The sequence below is a fragment of the Micromonospora sp. NPDC051924 genome (assembly GCF_055586005.1).
On record NZ_JBVJJA010000041.1, the window covers coordinates 1 to 17086 of the forward strand.

The window sequence follows — 17086 nt, forward strand, 5'->3', positions numbered from 1 at the left end:
CTGAGACAGACCTCCCCCTCCCCCCCCCCCCCCCCCCCCCCCCCCCCCCTCCCCCCCCCCCCCCCCCCCCCCCCCCCCCCCGCTCCCCCCCCCCCCCCCCCCCCCCCCCCCCCCCCCCCCCGCCTCTGCCTGGCTCATCGTCGTCAGCCGGCGGTGACGGCGGTGATGTCGAAGGTGGCGGTGTTGTCGGCAGGGTCCACGTCGGTGAGTTCGTCGCCCCAGCTGAAGGTGGCGTACAGCCGCACCGATCCCGGCCCGACGTCACCGGGCGCGACCTCGGCCGGCGCCCGGAGCAGCAGCGACATCATCCGCTCCTCGCCCGGCATGAACTGGCCACCGGGTACCGCGCAGTGCCCCGCGCAGACCTCCTCCGGCTCGATACCGACGACCCGGACCCCGGCGGGCAGTGTCGGCGCGAGCCAGTACGCGTCGTGGGCCGCGTCACCGGCGACCCGTACGGTCACCGGCACCCGGCCGAACCAGCTCCCGTCCTCCTGCCGGTCGAGGGTGGCCGGGCCCGCCGACACCGACGCGTCCGTCCGGGTGTCCCGCACGTACGGCTGGGGCTCACCCAGCGAGCCGGTGGTCGAGCGGAACAGGGCGGTGAAGCTCGCGGTGTCGTTCGCCGGGTTCGGATCCCCGGTGGTGACGGTGAGCTGGCCGCCGGACGTGAACATCGCGTACGGCCGCACGGTGGTGAGGACCCGGAAGTCGACCGTGAACTGGCGCCGCTCGCCGGGCTGGAGCGCGCCGTCCGGCACGTGGCAGTAGATCGTCCGTACCGGCTTTGCGCTGCTGTAGAAGCACGGGTCGGCGGGCGTCAGCCCGACGAACGCGCCGGGCACCGGTTCGGTGATGGTCAGGTCGAGGTAGGCGGCCTCCGCGCCGCGGTAGGTGACGGTCACCGGCAGGCTGCCGGCGTACCCCCGGTCGGTGGGCTCGAGCACGAGCCGGCCGACCGACACGGAGCTGTCGCCCGGCGCGGCGACGGCCGGCGCCGCCGCACCCGACAGCGCGATCCCCGCGCCGAGGATGCCGACCAGCAGCCGGCGGGTGATGGTCCTGGTCATGTCCGTTCCTCCGGATCCCCGTGGTGCCGTCGACGATTCCCGGCGACGGTGTTACGGGCAAGACACCCCAGGACCCCTCGAACGGTTGCAGTCGGTTGCGGCGTGCTGAGCGTCGGGTAACGGACAGGCCGACCACCCGTCACCACGGCTTGGCCCGTGCGGTGCAGGTTGCCCGGGGCGGGTCGGCGGCGGGCTGTGGTTGACTGTCATGTCGAGGACAGGCGAGGGAGGCCCGAGGTGCAGTTGCCGGCGGTGCTCGGCGAGCCCATCCGGTTCGTGCTGAACTGGGGCCGCCGCTACTCGCTCTGGGTGTTCAACTTCGGCCTGGCCTGCTGCGCCATCGAGTTCATCGCCACCAGCATGGGCCGGCACGACTTCATGCGGCTCGGCGTCATCCCGTTCGCCCACGGTCCCCGGCAGGCCGACCTGATGGTGGTCTCGGGCACGGTCACCGACAAGATGGCCCCGGCGATCAAGCGGCTCTACGACCAGATGCCCGAGCCGAAGTATGTGATCTCCTTCGGCGCCTGCTCCAACTGCGGCGGCCCGTACTGGGACTCGTATTCGGTGACCAAGGGGGTCGACCAGCTCATCCCGGTCGACGTCTACGTGCCCGGCTGTCCGCCCCGCCCGGAGGCGCTGCTGCACGGCATCCTCCGCCTCCAGGAGAAGATCGCCGCCGAGGAGTCCGGCCTGGGCGGGGTCAGCCGTCCGGACCGCCTCACCCCGCCGGTGGACGCCGCACCCCGCCCGGTGGAATCGCTCACCGCGCCACCCGTACGTCCCCCGGCCGGCTGAGCCGAGGGGTGGCGACCGAGGGCTAGCCTGCGGACCATGACCCAGTCCGCGGACAAGCGCTCCGCCTTCATCATCGACGTGCTGACCGAGGAGTTCGGCGCGTCGATGGCGCTCGACCCGGCGGCCTTCCGCCGCAAGTTCCGCAAGATGGCCGCCTCTCCGTTCGCCTTCTACCGGGGCAGCGCCTCGCTCTTCTACGCCGACCAGCGCGGCGACTTCGGCAGCGACCGGTTCCTGGACGAGCGGACCAGCCGGGTGTGGATCCACGGCGACCTGCACGCGGAGAACTTCGGCACCTACATGAACGGCTCCGGGCAGCTGGTGTTCAACGTCAACGACTTCGACGAGGCGTACGTCGGGCCGTTCTCCTGGGACCTGAAGCGCTTCGCGGCCAGCGTGGCCCTGCTCGGCTACGCCAAGGCGCTCTCCGACCGGGTGATCGGCGAGCTGGTGGCAGCCTTCGCCCGCTCGTACCTGACCGAGCTGCGGGCCATCGCCGCCGGTGGGGACGACGCGATCGGCTCGATCACCCTGGAGAACGCGGACGGCGTGCTGCGCCGGGTGCTCCAGCAGGCGCGGCTGAACACCCGGGTCGACCTGCTCGCCGCGCAGACCACCATCGACAACTACGAGCGCCGGTTCTCCCTCGGCGACGGCGTCTTCGAGATCGACGCCGAGACCCGGGAGAAGGTCTGCGCCGCGTTCCACGACTACCTGGGCACGCTGCCGGAGGCGACCGCCCGGCTCCGCCCGGTCGCCGCCAACATCAAGGACGTGGTGCTGCGCAAGGGCGTGGGCATCGGCTCGGCCGGGCTGCCGTCGTACAACCTGTTGCTGGAGGGGCACACCCAGGCGTTGGAGAACGACGTGGTCATCTACATGAAGCAGGCCCAGGTGCCGGCGGTGACGCGGCACATCGACGACGAGCGGGTCCGGTCGTACTTCCGGCACCAGGGGCACCGGACCGCCGAGTCGCAGCGGGCGCTGCAGGCGCACGCCGACCCGTGGGTCGGCTTCACCGAGCTGCACGGGGTCGGCCAGCTCGTCGCCGAGGTCTCCCCGTACGCGGCCGACCTGGACTGGGCCGACGTGAACGAGCCGGAGGAGTTGCGCGGCGTCCTCACCGACCTGGGCCGGGCGGTGGCCCGGATGCACTCGGTCGCCGACGACGAGTCCAGCCACGACCTGGTCGACTACTCGACCGAGGAGTCGATCGTGGCGGTGGTGGACGCCGACGCCGACGGTTTCGTCGACTACCTGGTCGACTTCGCGCACGCGTACGGGATCCGGGCCCGGGAGGACCACCAGCTCTTCGTGGACCTGTTCCGCAACGGCCGGCTCCCCGGCATCTGAGCGGCGGGGCGGGGCGACGCGGTGCCCCCGCCCCTCACTGCTCGAAGTTGAGCACCACCTTGATGTCCTCGCCGCCCGAGGTGTAGGCCTCGGCGTACTCGGAGACCGGCACCCGGCGGGTGATCAGCGAGCTCAGCCAGGCCTGGTCGGCCCGGGCGAGCGCCTCGGCGGCCAGGTCCCAGTGCCGCCGGTTGGCGTTCACCGAGCCGAAGACCACGTTGTTCTCCAGCACCAGCGCCCGGTTGAGCGCCCCCGCGTCGAAGTCGATGGTCCGCCCGCCGCTGGACACGCCGGTGAGGCAGACGATCCCGGTCGGCCCGACCTTGCACATCGCGTCCATCACCACGCTGGGTGCGCCGGTGCACTCGACCACCACGTCCGGCTCGAAGTCCAGCTCGCCCACCGGCGAGGTGTGGTACGTGGCCCCGAGCGACCGGACCAGGTCCGGCTTGGGCCCGGTGGTGTTCCGGTCCAGCACGTGCACGGACAGCCCGCGCTGGGTGGCCAGCAGCGCCGCCAGCAGGCCGATCGGCCCGGCCCCGGTGACCAGGACGATCTGCGGCTTCCACTCGGCCCGGGAGCCGATCCGCTCGATGTGGTCCCACGCCTTCGCCACCACGCTGGTCGGCTCCAGCAGCATCCCGACCGGGGCGAGCACCGGGTCCAGCCCGATGGCGAACTTCGGCTGCACCCGCCAGCGTTCCCGGGCGAATCCGGACAGCCCCTTGATGCCGTGCTCGGTGTACTGGCCGTTGCGGCACATGTCCCACTCGTCGACCGCACAGTTCCGGCAGGGCACCGGGTCGGGGTGCCGGACGATGCCGGACACCAGGTCGCCGGGTTGCAGGGTGCCTGTCGGGTCCTCCACCACCCGGCCCAGCGACTCGTGTCCGAGCACCAGGCGTTCCTGGCCGGGCGGCGCCTCGCCGTAGGAGCCGGCGATGATCTCGTAGTCGGTGCCGCAGATCCCCACCGCCAGCGCCTGCACCAGGATCGCGCCCTCCTCCGGGGCCGGTTCCGGCCACTCGTCGGTCAGCCGCAGCGAGTCGGGTACCCCGGGGGTCACAGTCACAGCGCGCACGGTGTTCATCTTTCCCCGCCGGACGCCCGCCCGTCGGGCAAAGCGGCGGATCCCGGCCGGGAGAGCGCGGCCGCGCCGACCCGGTTCGGGGGCACCGGCAATAGGATCAGCGGCATGACTCCGGAAGAGGTCGGCCAGCGGGTGGTCGAGCTGCTCGCGCCCGTGGCGGCCACCGCGTCGGTCTCCGGCGGTCAGGGATACGCGCGAGCCACCGTGGACGTACCCCCGGCGAGCTGGCGGGACGCGGTCCTCGCGGCCCGCGACGACGCCGAGCTGCGCCTGGACTTCTTCGACTGGCTGTCCGCGGTCGACGAGCTGGCCGAGGGCTTCGACGTGGTGGTCCACGTCTGGTCCACCCGGCACCGGCACGGGCTGCTGCTGCGGACCCGGGTGCCCCGGGCGACGCCGACGGTGGCCTCGGTGGTGGACCTGTTCCCCGGTGCGGCCTGGCACGAGCGCGAGACGTACGAGATGTTCGGCATCACCTTCGACGGGCACGGCGAGCTGCGGCCGCTGCTGCTGCCGCCGGAGTTCGAGGGGCACCCGCTGCGCAAGGAGTTCGTGCTCGCCTCCCGGGTGGCCAAGCCCTGGCCGGGCGCGAAGGAGCCGGGCGAGTCTGAGGCCGGCGGCGGCCGCCGGCCGATGCGCCCGCCGGGCGTACCGGCGCCGGGGGAGTGGGGCACCGCCCCCACGCCGGCCGGCGCGGCCGGGGTGGGCGAGGGCCCGCGCGGGGGTACGCCGGCCCGCCCGGCCCGGGAACGCCCCGCCCGCCCGGCCCCGGGCGAGCGCCCGGCCCGGCCGACGCCGGGTGAGCGCCCGGCCCGGCCGACGCCGGGTGAGCGCCCGGCCCGGCCGACGCCGGGTGAGCGGCCGACCGGTCCGCCCCGGCAGGAGCCTGAGCCCGGCGCGACGCCCGAGGAGGGGGAGGCCTGATGCCCGCCTGGTTGGAGCTGGTCCTCCGGGTGGCGGGCGTGCTGGTCGCGTTCCTCACCCTGCCGCTGATCGTCGGGCAGACCGAGCACAAGGTGATGGCGCACATGCAGGGCCGGCTCGGCCCGATGTACGCGGGCGGCTTCCACGGCTGGGCGCAGCTCGTGGCCGACGGCGTCAAGTTCGTGCAGAAGGAGGACGTCACCCCGCGCGACGCGGACCGGCCGGTGTTCCGGCTGGCCCCCGCGGTGGCCCTGGTGCCCTACCTGCTCGCCCTGCTGGTGATCCCGCTCGGTCCGGGTGACCTGGTCGGGCAGCCGCTGGACATCGGCCTGTTCTTCGTGCTGGCCGTGGTCGGCATCGGGGTGCTGGCGGTGCTCATGTCGGCCTGGGCCTCGGCCAACAAGTACAGCCTCCTCGGCGGGCTGCGCGGCGCCGCCCAGCTGCTCGGCTACGAGCTGCCCCTGGTGCTCTCCGCCGCCTCGGTGGCGATGGCGGCGGGGACGCTCAGCCTGTCCGGCATCGTCGAGGCGTGGCGGCCGTGGTGGCTGCTCTGGCAGGCGCCGGCGCTGGTGGTGTTCTTCGTCGCCGGGCTGGCGGAGATCCGACGGCCCCCGTTCGACATGCCGGTGGCCGACTCCGAGCTGGTCTTCGGCTACATGACCGAGTACACCGGCCTGCGCTTCGCGTTCTTCCTGCTCGCCGAGTACGTCGGCATCGTGGTGATCGCCGCCCTGACCACCGTGCTCTTCCTCGGCGGCTGGCAGGGCCCGTTCGCCGACGCCCAGCTCGGCTGGCTGTGGACCCTGCTCAAGGTGTTCGCCGTCGCGTTCGTGATCATCTGGCTGCGGGTCTCCTACCCACGGCTGCGCGAGGACCAGCTCCAGCGCCTGTGCTGGCTGGTCCTGGTCCCCCTGGCCCTGGCCCAGCTGGTCCTGACGGCCGCCATCCGCCTCGCCCTCTGATCCGCCTCCCGCCCCGGCGATCTTGCACTTTCGGTGGGGACAAGTAGGGCGGAATGACCCGTAATGCCAACCTGAACTGCAAGATCGACGCGGGGAGAGGCGGCGGTCAGTGCAGCGGCGTGTGGGCGGGGTCGACGCGCTCGGCGGGGGCGGGCGGCGCGGGCGGAGTGCCGTCGCCGAAGGGGCGGCCACCGAGCTCCTCCCGACCGTGCGGGGTGAGCCAGTTCGACAGGTCGGGGCCGAGCGGCACGACGCCGGTCGGGTTGATGTCCCGGTGCACCTCGTAGTAGTGCCGCTTGATGTGGTCGAAGTCGATGGTGTCGCCGAAGCCGGGGGTCTGGAAGAGATCCCGGGCGTACGCCCAGAGCACCGGCATCTCGGTCAGCTTCTGCCGGTTGCACTTGAAGTGGCCGTGGTAGACCGGGTCGAAACGGACCAGCGTGGTGAAGAGCCGGACGTCGGCCTCGGTGATTGTGTCACCGGCCAGGTAGCGCTGCCCGGCCAGCCGTTCGCTCAGCCGGTCCAGCCGGTCGAAGAGCCGGTGGTACGCCTTCTCGTACGCCTCCTGGCTGCCGGCGAAGCCGCACCGGTAGACCCCGTTGTTCACGTCCGCGAAGACCACCTTGTTGACCGCGTCGATCTCGTCCCGCAGCCGTTCCGGGTAGAGCTCGGGCGCCCCGGCGCGGTGGTACGCGGTCCACTCCGTCGACAGGTCCAGGCTCATCTGCGCGTAGTCGTTGGTGACCACCTGCCCGGTCGGCACGTCCACGATCGCCGGCACGGTGATGCCGCGCTCGTACCCGGGGAACCGCTTGAAGTACGCCTCGGCCAGCCGTTCGATGCCGAGCATCGGGTCCCGGCCGCCCGGATCGAGGTCGAAGGTCCAGCTCCGCTTGTCGTGGGTCGGACCGGCCACCGCCATCGAGACGGCGTCCTCCAGCCCGAGCAGCCGGCGGACGATGATCAGCCGGTTCGCCCACGGACACGCCCGGCTCACCGCGAGCCGGTAGCGTCCGGGCTCCACCGGCCAGCCGTCCCGCCCGTCGGCGGTGATCCGGGTGGCGATGTACCGCTGGTCCCGGGTGAACTCGCCGCCCGGCTCCACGTACCTGCCGCCCGTGCGCTCCAGGATCTCGTCATCACTGCCGCCCACGCCGCCTCCCGAGGATGTCTTCCGCTCCCATCATGGTCGCTCCGGCGGTTGCCGTCAGGCCGAGCGGAAGTAGGCTGCCGCGGTGACGGATGTGGAGGCGGCGGCCCGACGCTTCATCGCCGACGTGTGGAACGCCGGCCGCGAGGAGAGTGCGTACGACCTGATCGCCGCGGACTGCCCGGGGCTGGGCGGGACCGGGCCGGCGGCCACGCTGGCCTGGCACCGGGACCGGCGGGCGGCCTTCCCCGACCTCCGCTACAAGATCGTCGAGCTGGTGGCCGCCGGTGACCGGGTGGCGGTGCACTGGCGGGCCGCCGGCACCCAGGCCGGGCGGTTCGGCCCGGTGCCGCCCACCGGGCGGGTGGTCAGCTATTCGGGCGCGTCCTTCCTACGCTTCGACGAGGCCGGCCGGATTGTCGACGTGTGGAGCGTCAACGAGCTGTTCCAACTGCTCCAGCAGCTCGGCGTGGAGATGCTCCCGCCGGCCTGACCGCACAGGCCGGGCGGGCCGGACCGGCATCACCGGTCCGGCCCGCCCTGGCCGTTCAGCGGGCGACGGTCAGCGCGGTCGGACCGCGTCGGTACGGATGTCGGTCCGGACCGGCTTGCAGGTGTCGCCCGGCACCAGCCGGAGGTCGACCACCTGCCCCTCGGTGAGGATGACCGGCGTCGGTCCCTGGCTGCCGTGCACCCGGGGACCGGTGCGCGGCCCGACGTACCAGCAGGGCGTGCCGCCGGTGGGCAGCAGCCGCACCAGCAGCGGCCCGGCCGGCAGCGGAGTCGCGGCTACCCCGCCGACGGCGACGGGAGACACGATCCGGTCGCCGGTGGTCGCCTGGTAGATCTCGAACGCGTCGCTCGACGTGGCCGTCCGGCCGAGGTCCAGGCTCCGGATCTGGGCGGCCCGTGGCAGCACGATGTCCGGCGCCGTGGTGCTGGCGCCGGAGCCCAGCTGGACCAGGGCGGCGTCGAATCGGTTGGTCGCGTTGCCGGACCAGGCGGGGGCGCCCGAGTCGACCTGGCCGTCCGCGGACAATGGCCAGCGGTACGGACCGAGACGGTCGAAGAGGTAGCTGCCGGTCCAGTCGGCGCAGCTGACCAGCGGCACAGCCTCGAGGTCGGGTTGCCGGCCGAACGGATGCAGGCAGGTGCGGAGCAGGTTGCCGTACCGGTCCTTGACCCGGCCGGTCACGGTCCCGGCCCGGTCCAGCCGGATCGGCGGCGCGGTGACCGTGCGGCCGACCTTCATCGCGTAGCTGGTCGCAACCCGGCGGTCACCGGTGCCGCCGCTCTCGGCGTACCACTGCGCGCCGTACGGCGCGGGCGGCACGACCATCAGCTGCACCGGCCCGCCCGGCAACGGACCGATGCGGACCTTGCCGGTGGTGTCGGAACACCACGAGGGCCCCGCGTCCCGCCGCGTAGCCGCGGTGTTCAGCTTCCCGGCGCTGATCGGATAGACGCAGGTCTGTGGGGGCACGGAGCCGTCCCTGGCGTCGACGACGGAGGTCTCCAGGACGGCGCCCGGCTCGAGCGCGGCGATGACCCGGGTGGTCTCGCCACTTGCCGTCCGCACCGAAGAGATCGTCTTCGTCCAGTGGGTCGGCCGGGCCTCGATCAGCAGCTGCTCCGGTGTCGTGCCGGTGGCCCACGCCTTGGCGAAGGTGATCGTGCCGGTGCCGCAGAGCACGTCCTGCGCGTTGATCATCCGGACGCAGCCGGTCACCGGCGCTCCGGTGACCGAGTCCTTCAGCACCACCTCGAGGACACCCGGCGGCACGAGTTGCTCGTCCACCGTGGTGACCTCGCCGTCGGTGACGTGCACGACGGTCGCCTCGTCCGGCGTCGCCTTCCCTGGGTGGTACTGAACGCCGCGGTCCAGCGGCTTGAGCGAGATCCGGTAGTCACCGGGCGGCACCCGGTCGAGCTGGTACTGCCCGTCGATCACCAGGGTCCAGGCCGACCAGGAGCCGTCGACGGCCGCCGCCCGCACCGTCGTGTTCAGCGCCGGACTGGCGCCGGCGTAGTCGGTGACCTGACCCCGGATCGTGCCGCCGCCCAGTCGCAGGGCGACGTTGACGGCGATCTCCTTGCCCAGGACGGGCCAGTAGATGGAGGCGTTGCGGCTGTCCGTCGCGTTCGGCGCCCACTGCTCGGGGTAGCCGTCCGCCCGGATTCGCAGCTTGTAGCCTCCACTGAGGGACAGCGTCGCGATCCGGTAGCGGCCGGTGGCGTCGGTGCACGCCGTGGCGACGTCCTGCCCGTTCCAGGGCGCGACGGCGGTCACGCAGGCGCCGGCGACCGGAGTGCCGGTCGCGGCGGCCGTCACGGTGCCGACCAGCACGCCACCTTCGGTGGTGCTCGTCCTCGTGACGTACTGCCCGTCCACGGTCGTCGTCCCGCCGGGGGTCACGTCGTACACGGTGGCCTCGGGTGGGGTCCCCGTGCCGGGCAGCCACTGGGTCGGCTGCAGGCCCCGGGGCCCGATCATCAGGCGGTAGGAGCCGGGCGGGAGGTTCCCGAGCCGGTACCGGCCGTCGCCGTCGGTCGCCGCCTTCGCCGCCCAGTAGTCGCCGCCGACGGCGACAGCAGTCACGTCCGAGGCGTACGCCGGGCTGCCGTCGGGCTGGGTGATCCGGCCGGCGAAGCCGCCGACCGAGGTCAGCAGCGCGAGGTTCGCCTCGATCGTGGTGCTGGTCGTCGAATAGCTGATCGAGAGCGCGTTGTAGTAGTCCGGGTCGGACGGCCACCACAGGTCCGCGTGGCCCGCTGCCTGCGCCCGCAGCCTGGCCGGCGTGACGCGGGTCAGGCCGGAGAAGATGTAGCGCCCCTGCTCGTCCGCGCAGCGGGTGGCGATCGGCTTGTCGGGCGCGTTGAACAGGGTGAGGCAGGCGCCGGGCAGCGGTGCGCCGGTCGTCCGGTCGGTGACCGTACCGGTGACGGTCCAGGTCGGCACGGCCTGCGCGGCCGGTGCGGCCGCCAGGACGGCGGCGATGACGGCGGTCGCGGCGAGGGCCCGCGTCCACCTCTTGCTGAGTCTCATCTGCCGTGGTCCTCCCGGGCTCGTCGGCCGCCGCAGGATAGATGATCAACGAAGCGTTCGACGTCCCGTCCGGGGGCGAAAACACACTGGTCAAGCCGATCGGTGGGGGGAACCACCCGATCGGCGGGACCGGCGCCTCCACCGACCGGTCTGATCACCCCGCGACCGGCAAGAGCCGGGTGGTGGTCGCGCGGGCCGTGGGCACAGGGCAGGATGGGCGGCATGAGCGAGCGGAGCGTGCCCGGCGAGGGGCTGGTGAAGGGGCTGGCGGTCACGTTGAAGACGATGACCCGCCGCTCGACCACCCAGCAGTACCCGGACGTCGCCCCCGAGCTGCCGCCGCGTTCGCGGGGCGTGATCGCGCTGCTGACCGAGAACTGCACGGTCTGCATGCTCTGCGCCCGGGAGTGCCCGGACTGGTGCATCTACATCGACTCCCACAAGGAGGAGATGGTGGTGCCCGGTGCCGCCCGCCCCCGGCAGCGCAACGTCCTCGACCGGTTCGACATCGACTTCTCGCTCTGCATGTACTGCGGCATCTGCGTCGAGGTCTGCCCCTTCGACGCGCTCTACTGGTCACCCGAGTTCGAGTACGCCGAGTACGACATCAAGGATCTGCTGCACGACAAGGACCACCTCGGCGAGTGGATGGCCACCGTGCCGCCGCCGCCGGCCCACGACCCGCAGGGCGACCACTCGAAGGAGGAGACCACCGCCGCCCGCAAGGCCGCGGCCCCCGCCGCGCGTCCGGCCCCGGCCCGCCCCGAACCCGGCGCGGAGCAGGGAGGTACGCCGTCATGACGGGTGCGGACGTGCTGCTGCTCGCCCTCGGTGCGGTGGCGGTGGGCGCGGGCGCGCTGGTGGTGGGCACCCGGCACCTGGTCCGGGCCGGCCTCTGGCTGGTGGTCTGCCTGGGCGCGCTGGCCGGCGACTACCTGGTGCTCACCGCCGAGCTGGTGGCCTGGGTGCAGGTGCTGATCTACGTCGGGGCGGTGGTGGTGCTGCTGCTGTTCGCGGTGATGCTCACCCGGGCCCCGATCGGCGCCTCCGCCGACCTGGACCGACCCGGCTGGCCGGCCGCACTGGTCGGCGCCGGCAGCGGCCTCGGCCTCGCGGTGCTGCTGATCGACGCGTTCCGCTGGTCCCGGGTGGACCTGCCGGTCGCGGGCACCGCCGACCGCCTCGGTGAGCAGGTCTTCCGCTCCTGGGTGCTGCCGTTCGAGGTGCTCTCGGTGCTGCTGCTCGCCGCCCTGGTCGGCGCGATCGTCCTGTCCCGCCCCGAGATCGGCCGTCCGGGCGCGACGTCGGCCGGCACGCCGGCCGGACGTGGCCGACCGGCGGCTCCGCGACCCGGCGGCCCGGCCACCGGCGGCGACCCGGTCCGGACCGCACCGGCCGTCGCCGTCGGTGAGGAGGGCGGGCGCGCGTGAGACCGGTCGTCCCGTACGTCACCGCCGCGTTCCTGTTCGGCCTCGGGGTGTACGGCGTGCTGCGCCGCCGCAACGCCGTGCTGGTGCTGATGGCCGTGGAGCTGATGCTGAACGCGGTGAACCTGATCCTGGTCACCGCCGACACCACGGTCCGCGCCCAGTTGCCGCACTCCGGCCAGGTCTTCGCGCTCTTCGTGATCGTGCTCGCCGCCGCCGAGATCGGTGTCGGGCTGGCCATCGTGCTCCAGCTCTACCGGCTGCGGGCCAGCGTCACCGTGGACGACGTGCCGCTCACCGAGCCGCCGACGCCGGAGGGGGAGAAGTGACCGGACTGCTCGCGGTGGCGCTGCCCGGCGTACCCCTGCTCGCCGGTCTGCTCGGGTTGCTGCTGCCGCCGGCCCCGCGCGGCGCGGCCACCGGCGAGGACCGGGCGCGGCGGGCGGCGATCGCGCTCGGGGTGACCGGCGCGGCGGTGGCCCTGGTCGCGGCGGTGGCGCTGCTGGTCCGGGTGGACCACCCGGTCGAGGCCGCGACCACCTGGGTCGACCTCGGCGGCCTGCGGGTCACCCTCGGCTACCGGCTGGACGGCGCGGCGGTGCTGGTCGCCACGGCGGTCGCCGCGGTGGCCCTGGCCGTGCAGGTCTACTCGATCGGCTACCTGAGGCGCGGCCCGCACGACGACGTCGAGGTGGACCACCGCTACCCCCCGTACGCGGCGCAGATCAGCCTCTTCACCGCGGCGATGCTGACCGTGGTGGTGGCCGGCGACCTGATCCTGCTGCTGGTCGGCTGGGAGGTGATGGGCATCTGCTCCTACCTGCTCATCGCCCACGACCGGCGGCTGCCCGAGGCGCCGGCCGCCGCCGTGAAGGCGTTCCTGGTCACCCGGGTGGGTGACGTCGGCTTCCTGCTCGGCATCGCGCTGCTCGGCGTCTCGGCCGGCAGCTTCCGGATTGCCGACGTGCTCGCCCACCACCACTCCACCGGCACCCTCACCGCCGCGTGCCTGCTGCTGCTCGCCGGGGTCGCCGGCAAGAGCGCCCAGTTCCCGCTGCACACCTGGCTGCCGGACGCGATGGCCGGCCCCACCCCGATCTCCGCGCTGATCCACGCGGCCACCATGGTCGCCGCCGGGGTGTACGCGGTGGCCCGGCTCTTCCCGCTCTTCGCGCAGGCCCCGGCCGCCCTCGCGGTGCTCGGCGTGATGGCGGCGGTGACCCTGCTGCTGGGCGCGTTCGCGGCCACCGCGCAGGACGACATCAAGCGGGTGCTGGCCTGGTCGACGGTCTCCCAGATCGGCTACATGACCGGCGCGCTCGCCGTCGGGGCCCCCGCCGCGGCCCTGTTCCACCTGCTCAGCCACGCCGCGTTCAAGGCGCTGCTGTTCCTCGCCGCGGGCGCGGTGATCCACGCGGTCGGCACCACGCTGATGTCCCGGATGGGCGGGCTGCGGACCGCCATGCCGGTGACCTTCTGGTGCATGGTGATCGGCCTCGGCGCGCTCGCCGGGGTGCCGCCGCTCTCCGGCTTCTGGAGCAAGGACGGGGTGCTCGCCGCCGCCGAGGCCGCCGCGCTGGACGACGCCGGCCCCGGCCCGGCCTGGGTGGGCTGGCTGGTCTGGCTGGCCGGGCTGCTCGGCGTCGCGGTCACCGCCTGGTACGCGACCCGCCTGCTGCTGCGGACCTTCCTCGGCGCGACCCGCATCCCGCTCGCGGAGCCGCACGACCCGCCGGCGGTGCTGCGCTGGCCGGTCCTGCTGCTCGCGGTGCCGGCCGCGCTGCTCGGGCTGGCCGCCTTCGCGCCGTGGTTCGCCGACCGACTCCGGGTGCCGGCCGACGCCTCCGGGGAGGCCGTCGAGCTGGTCCACCTGGCACCTAACCTGCTGCTCCCGCTGATGCTGCTGCTGGTCGGCGCGGGCGTCGCCTGGGCCGGCTGGCGCCGCGACCCGGCTGCCGACCCGGCCCGCTTCCTGGGTCCGCTGCGGCCGGTGTTCGCCCGGGCGTTCCGGCTCGACGACGTTCAGCAGGCCCTCGTCGTACGCCCGACGACCGCGCTCGCCGGGGTGGTGCGCACCGGGGACGAACTCGGCGTGGACGGCCTGGTCGAGGGAAGCGGGCGCGCCGCCGTGGAGCTGGGCGGCGGGCTGGCCGCCCTGCACCGGGCGGCGCTGCCCCGGGCGGCGACCGCCGTGCTGGCCGGCGCCCTCCTGATCGGCATCGCCGTCGCACTGATCGGGGTGGCCGCATGACGTGGGGACAGTTCCTGCTGGTGGCGGTGCTCGCGCTGCCGGTGCTGGGCGCGGTCGCGGCGGCCCTCGTCCCGGGTGACCGGGCCGGTCGGCTGGCCGGCACGGTCGCCGCCGGCCTGACCCTGCTCGCCGCCCTGCCGCTGGTCGGCGGCGACCACGGCTGGTTCGGTTACGGGCCACGCCCGGCGGTGCAGCCCTGGCACCAGCTCGACCTGCCCTGGGCACCGGACCTGGACCTGCGCTTCCACCTGGGCGTGGACGGCATCTCCTGGCCGCTGGTGGTGCTGACCGCCCTGCTGACCCTGCTCTGCTGCGGGTACACGCTGTGGCGGGTGCCCGAGGGCGGTGGCAGCGGGCGGGCCCTGGTGGCGCTGCTGCTCGTGGTCGAGGTGGGCATCCTCGGCACCTTCCTCGCCCTCGATCTGGTGCTCTTCTTCCTCTTCTTCGAGGTCGTCCTGCTGCCCATGTACGCGGTCATCGCCGGCTGGGGCGGCGACGACCGGCGGCGGGCGGCCCGCAAGTTCGCCCTCTACACCCTGTTCGGCTCGGTGCTGCTGCTGGTCGGCGTCTACGTGGTGGTCGCCGCGGCCGGCACCGCCGACCTGGTCAGGCTGACCGGCGGGGCCGGCCTCTCGCGGGGCACCCAACTCGCCGCGTTCACCCTGCTGGCGCTCGCCTTCGCGGTGAAGAGCCCGCTCTGGCCGCTGCACTCCTGGCTGCCGGACGCGCACACCCAGGCCCCCACCGTCGGCAGCGTGATCCTCGCCGGGGTGCTGCTGAAGATGGGCACGTACGGCCTGATCCGAGTGGCGGTCGGGGTGGCCCCGGAGGGCGCCCGCTGGGCCGCCCCGGTGCTCGGGGTGCTCGCCGTCGCGGCGATCCTGGTCGGTGGCCTGGTCTGCCTGGCCCAGGACGAGCTGAAGCGGCTGATCGCCTACTCCAGCGTCGGGCACATGGGCTTCGTGCTGCTCGGGGTCGCCACGCTCACCGCCACCGGCCTGCAGGCCGCGCTGATCGGCAACATCGCGCACGGCGTGATCACCGGGCTGCTCTTCTTCCTGGCCGGGGCGATCAAGGACCGTACCCGGGCGGGCTCGCTCGCCGACCTGTCCGGGCTGCGCGAGACCGCGCCCCGGCTGGCCGGGCTGCTCGGGTTCGCGGCGATCGCCTCGCTCGGGCTGCCCGGGCTGGCCGGCTTCTGGGGCGAGGCGTTCGCCGTGGTGGCCGCCGTCCGGCGGGGCGGCGGGCTGTGGACCACGCTCGCCGTGCTGGCCGCGCTCGGCGGGGCGCTGACCGCGGCGTACTTCCTGCGGCTGCTGCGCCGGGTCAGCCACGGCCGGCCCAGCCCGGCCGTCGCCGGGGTCGCGCCGGGCCTGGCCGGGGCGGAGCTGACCGCCTGGGCGCCGCTGGTGCTGCTCGCGCTCGCCGTCGGTCTGGCCCCGGCCCTCGTCCTGTCGTACGCCTCCGGCCCGGTCGGCGCCCTGGTGGGAGTCCTCAAATGAGTCTCGTGCAGAGCGTGGACCACGTGGCGCTGCTGCCGGCCTACCTGGCCGGCGGCACGGCCGTGCTGGTGCTCCTGGCCGACCTGCTGGTGGCCCGCGCCGCCGTCACGGTGGCGGTGGCCGCGGTCGGGTCGGCGGCCACCGCGCTCGGCGCGGCCCTGGTCGGCGCCGGGGACGAGCGGCGCACCTTCTGCGTCGGGGCGGACTGCTCCTGGCTGTACGGCGGCCGGGCCGCCCTGGTGGCCGTGGTGTTCGCCCTGCTCACCCTCGGGGTGCTGGCGATCTCCGGTCCGCTGCTGCGAGCCGGCCGGACGCCGGTCGGGGAATACTGCTTCCTCCTCGCCTGCGCGATGACCGGCGGCGTGGTGCTCGGCGCGGCCGGCGACCTGATCACCCTGATCGTGGCGCTGGAGACGCTCACCCTGCCGCTGTACGTCCTGGTCGGGTTGCGCAGGGGCAGCCTGGCCGGCGCCGAGGCGGCGGTGACCTTCTTCGTGGTCAGCGTGGTGGCCACGACGCTGACTCTGCTCGGCGCGGCGCTGCTCTACGCGGTGACCGGCGTGTTGCATCTGGACCGGCTCGGCGCCACCCTGGCCGGCCGGGACGACCTGCTCGACCTGCCGCTGACCGCGGTCGCGGTGGCGCTGGTGGTGGCCGGGCTGGCGTTCAAGGTGGCCGCGGTGCCGTTCCACGCCTGGGCCCCGGCCACGTACGACGGCGCGCCGCTGCCGGTGGCCGCCTACCTGTCGACGGCCTCCAAGCTGGGCGGGGTGGTGGCCCTGCTGGCGGTGGTGCAGCGGGCGCTGCCGGCCACGGTCACCGGTCCGGTGCTGGCGCTGCTGGCGGTGCTCACCATGACCGTCGGCAACCTGGTGGCGCTGCGCCAGCGGCGGACGGTCCGGCTGCTCGCCTGGTCGTCGGTGGCCCAGGCCGGCTACATCCTCGCCCCGCTCGGCGCGCTGGCGCTGGCCGGCGGGCGCACCGCCGACGCCCGGGCCGGCGCGTACGCCGCGGCCGTCGCGTACGCCGTCTTCTTCGTGCTGCTGGAGCTGGCCGCGTTCGCGGCGGTGGTGGCGCTGCGGCCGGCGGACGGGGACGGGGGCACGCTGGACGACCTGCGCGGTGCGGCCCGCCGCCACCCGTGGGTGGGTGGGGCGTTCGCGCTCGCCCTGATCGGGCTGGCCGGGCTGCCGCCCGGCCTGGCCGGGCTCTTCGCCAAGGTGACCGTGGTCCGGGCGCTGCTGGCCGGGCACGCCGGCTGGCTGGCCCTGGTGGTGGCGGTGAACGCGGTCCTCGGCCTCGCCTACTACCTGCGGCTGGCCGCCACCCTGTACGCGGCGCCCGGCCCGGTCCCGGCCCGCCCGGCCCGGCTGGTCGTGGTCGCCCTCGGGGTGGCCACCGCGCTGGCCGTGGTGGTCGGCTTCGCCCCGCAGCTCGTGCTGGACGTCGCCGCCCGCTGAGTGATGGTTCGTCCCTTGATGGGCGGCTGGCACAGCGGACGCACAGAAATCCT

At 74.0% G+C, this 17086-nt stretch carries 15 protein-coding genes; 11 read left to right on the plus strand and 4 right to left on the minus strand.

Annotated features, from left to right (window positions below):
* Window positions 1-143 precede the first annotated feature (143 nt).
* The gene (locus tag ACZ6S5_RS26890) at window positions 144-1070 is read right to left on the minus strand and encodes a hypothetical protein (RefSeq protein ID WP_466004804.1); all 927 of its coding nucleotides are present in this window, start codon (window positions 1068-1070) and stop codon (window positions 144-146) included.
* Window positions 1071-1307: 237 nt separating this feature from the next.
* On the opposite strand from ACZ6S5_RS26890, the gene ACZ6S5_RS26895 reads away from it, so the two are divergent.
* Window positions 1308-1868 (plus strand): NADH-quinone oxidoreductase subunit B, encoded by a 561-nt coding sequence (locus ACZ6S5_RS26895; RefSeq protein ID WP_466004805.1) that lies wholly within the window; start codon window positions 1308-1310, stop codon window positions 1866-1868.
* A gap of 36 nt (window positions 1869-1904) precedes the next feature.
* Window positions 1905-3221: a DUF2252 domain-containing protein gene (locus ACZ6S5_RS26900; RefSeq protein WP_466004807.1), complete on the plus strand. Its 1317-nt coding sequence runs from the start codon at window positions 1905-1907 to the stop codon at window positions 3219-3221.
* Window positions 3222-3255: 34 nt separating this feature from the next.
* On the opposite strand, the gene ACZ6S5_RS26905 is transcribed toward ACZ6S5_RS26900, so the two are convergent.
* Window positions 3256-4302, minus strand: coding sequence for a glucose 1-dehydrogenase (locus ACZ6S5_RS26905; RefSeq protein WP_466004809.1), 1047 nt, complete (start codon window positions 4300-4302; stop codon window positions 3256-3258).
* Window positions 4303-4416: 114 nt separating this feature from the next.
* Here ACZ6S5_RS26905 and ACZ6S5_RS26910 point away from each other — a divergent pair, with 114 nt between their 5' ends.
* On the plus strand, window positions 4417-5235 hold the full coding sequence (locus ACZ6S5_RS26910) for an NADH-quinone oxidoreductase subunit C (RefSeq protein ID WP_466004810.1): 819 nt from the start codon (window positions 4417-4419) through the stop codon (window positions 5233-5235).
* On the plus strand, window positions 5235-6197 hold the full coding sequence (gene nuoH, locus ACZ6S5_RS26915; RefSeq protein WP_466004811.1) for an NADH-quinone oxidoreductase subunit NuoH: 963 nt from the start codon (window positions 5235-5237) through the stop codon (window positions 6195-6197). Before ACZ6S5_RS26910 ends, nuoH begins: the two co-directional genes overlap by 1 nt.
* 106 nt (window positions 6198-6303) lie before the next feature.
* Here nuoH and ACZ6S5_RS26920 read toward each other — a convergent pair whose 3' ends face one another.
* Window positions 6304-7350, minus strand: a complete 1047-nt coding sequence (locus ACZ6S5_RS26920; RefSeq protein ID WP_466004813.1) for a glutathione S-transferase family protein — start codon at window positions 7348-7350, stop codon at window positions 6304-6306.
* Between the two features lie 82 nt (window positions 7351-7432).
* Here ACZ6S5_RS26920 and ACZ6S5_RS26925 point away from each other — a divergent pair, with 82 nt between their 5' ends.
* The gene (locus ACZ6S5_RS26925) at window positions 7433-7840 is read left to right on the plus strand and encodes an ester cyclase (protein ID WP_466004815.1); all 408 of its coding nucleotides are present in this window, start codon (window positions 7433-7435) and stop codon (window positions 7838-7840) included.
* 69 nt (window positions 7841-7909) lie between these two features.
* Here ACZ6S5_RS26925 and ACZ6S5_RS26930 read toward each other — a convergent pair whose 3' ends face one another.
* Window positions 7910-10393, minus strand: a complete 2484-nt coding sequence (locus ACZ6S5_RS26930) for an MSCRAMM family protein (protein ID WP_466004817.1) — start codon at window positions 10391-10393, stop codon at window positions 7910-7912.
* A 222-nt stretch (window positions 10394-10615) separates the two neighbouring features.
* Between ACZ6S5_RS26930 and ACZ6S5_RS26935 the strand changes: the two genes are divergently transcribed.
* The 6 genes from ACZ6S5_RS26935 to ACZ6S5_RS26960 are packed head-to-tail and all read left to right on the plus strand — an operon-like array spanning window position 10616 to window position 17033.
* Window positions 10616-11194, plus strand: coding sequence for a NuoI/complex I 23 kDa subunit family protein (locus ACZ6S5_RS26935; RefSeq protein ID WP_466004818.1), 579 nt, complete (start codon window positions 10616-10618; stop codon window positions 11192-11194).
* Complete coding sequence (locus ACZ6S5_RS26940; RefSeq protein ID WP_466004820.1) at window positions 11191-11823, plus strand: NADH-quinone oxidoreductase subunit J family protein; 633 nt, start codon at window positions 11191-11193, stop codon at window positions 11821-11823. The genes ACZ6S5_RS26935 and ACZ6S5_RS26940 overlap by 4 nt, the downstream gene beginning before the upstream one ends.
* Window positions 11820-12149, plus strand: coding sequence for an NADH-quinone oxidoreductase subunit NuoK (nuoK, locus tag ACZ6S5_RS26945; RefSeq protein WP_466004821.1), 330 nt, complete (start codon window positions 11820-11822; stop codon window positions 12147-12149). The genes ACZ6S5_RS26940 and nuoK overlap by 4 nt, the downstream gene beginning before the upstream one ends.
* On the plus strand, window positions 12146-14071 hold the full coding sequence (locus tag ACZ6S5_RS26950) for an NADH-quinone oxidoreductase subunit 5 family protein (protein ID WP_466004823.1): 1926 nt from the start codon (window positions 12146-12148) through the stop codon (window positions 14069-14071). Before nuoK ends, ACZ6S5_RS26950 begins: the two co-directional genes overlap by 4 nt.
* Entirely contained in the window at window positions 14068-15573 is a 1506-nt protein-coding gene (locus ACZ6S5_RS26955) for a complex I subunit 4 family protein (RefSeq protein ID WP_466004824.1), read from the plus strand. The genes ACZ6S5_RS26950 and ACZ6S5_RS26955 overlap by 4 nt, the downstream gene beginning before the upstream one ends.
* On the plus strand, window positions 15570-17033 hold the full coding sequence (locus ACZ6S5_RS26960; RefSeq protein ID WP_466004826.1) for an NADH-quinone oxidoreductase subunit N: 1464 nt from the start codon (window positions 15570-15572) through the stop codon (window positions 17031-17033). The genes ACZ6S5_RS26955 and ACZ6S5_RS26960 overlap by 4 nt, the downstream gene beginning before the upstream one ends.
* Window positions 17034-17086: the final 53 nt, after the last annotated feature.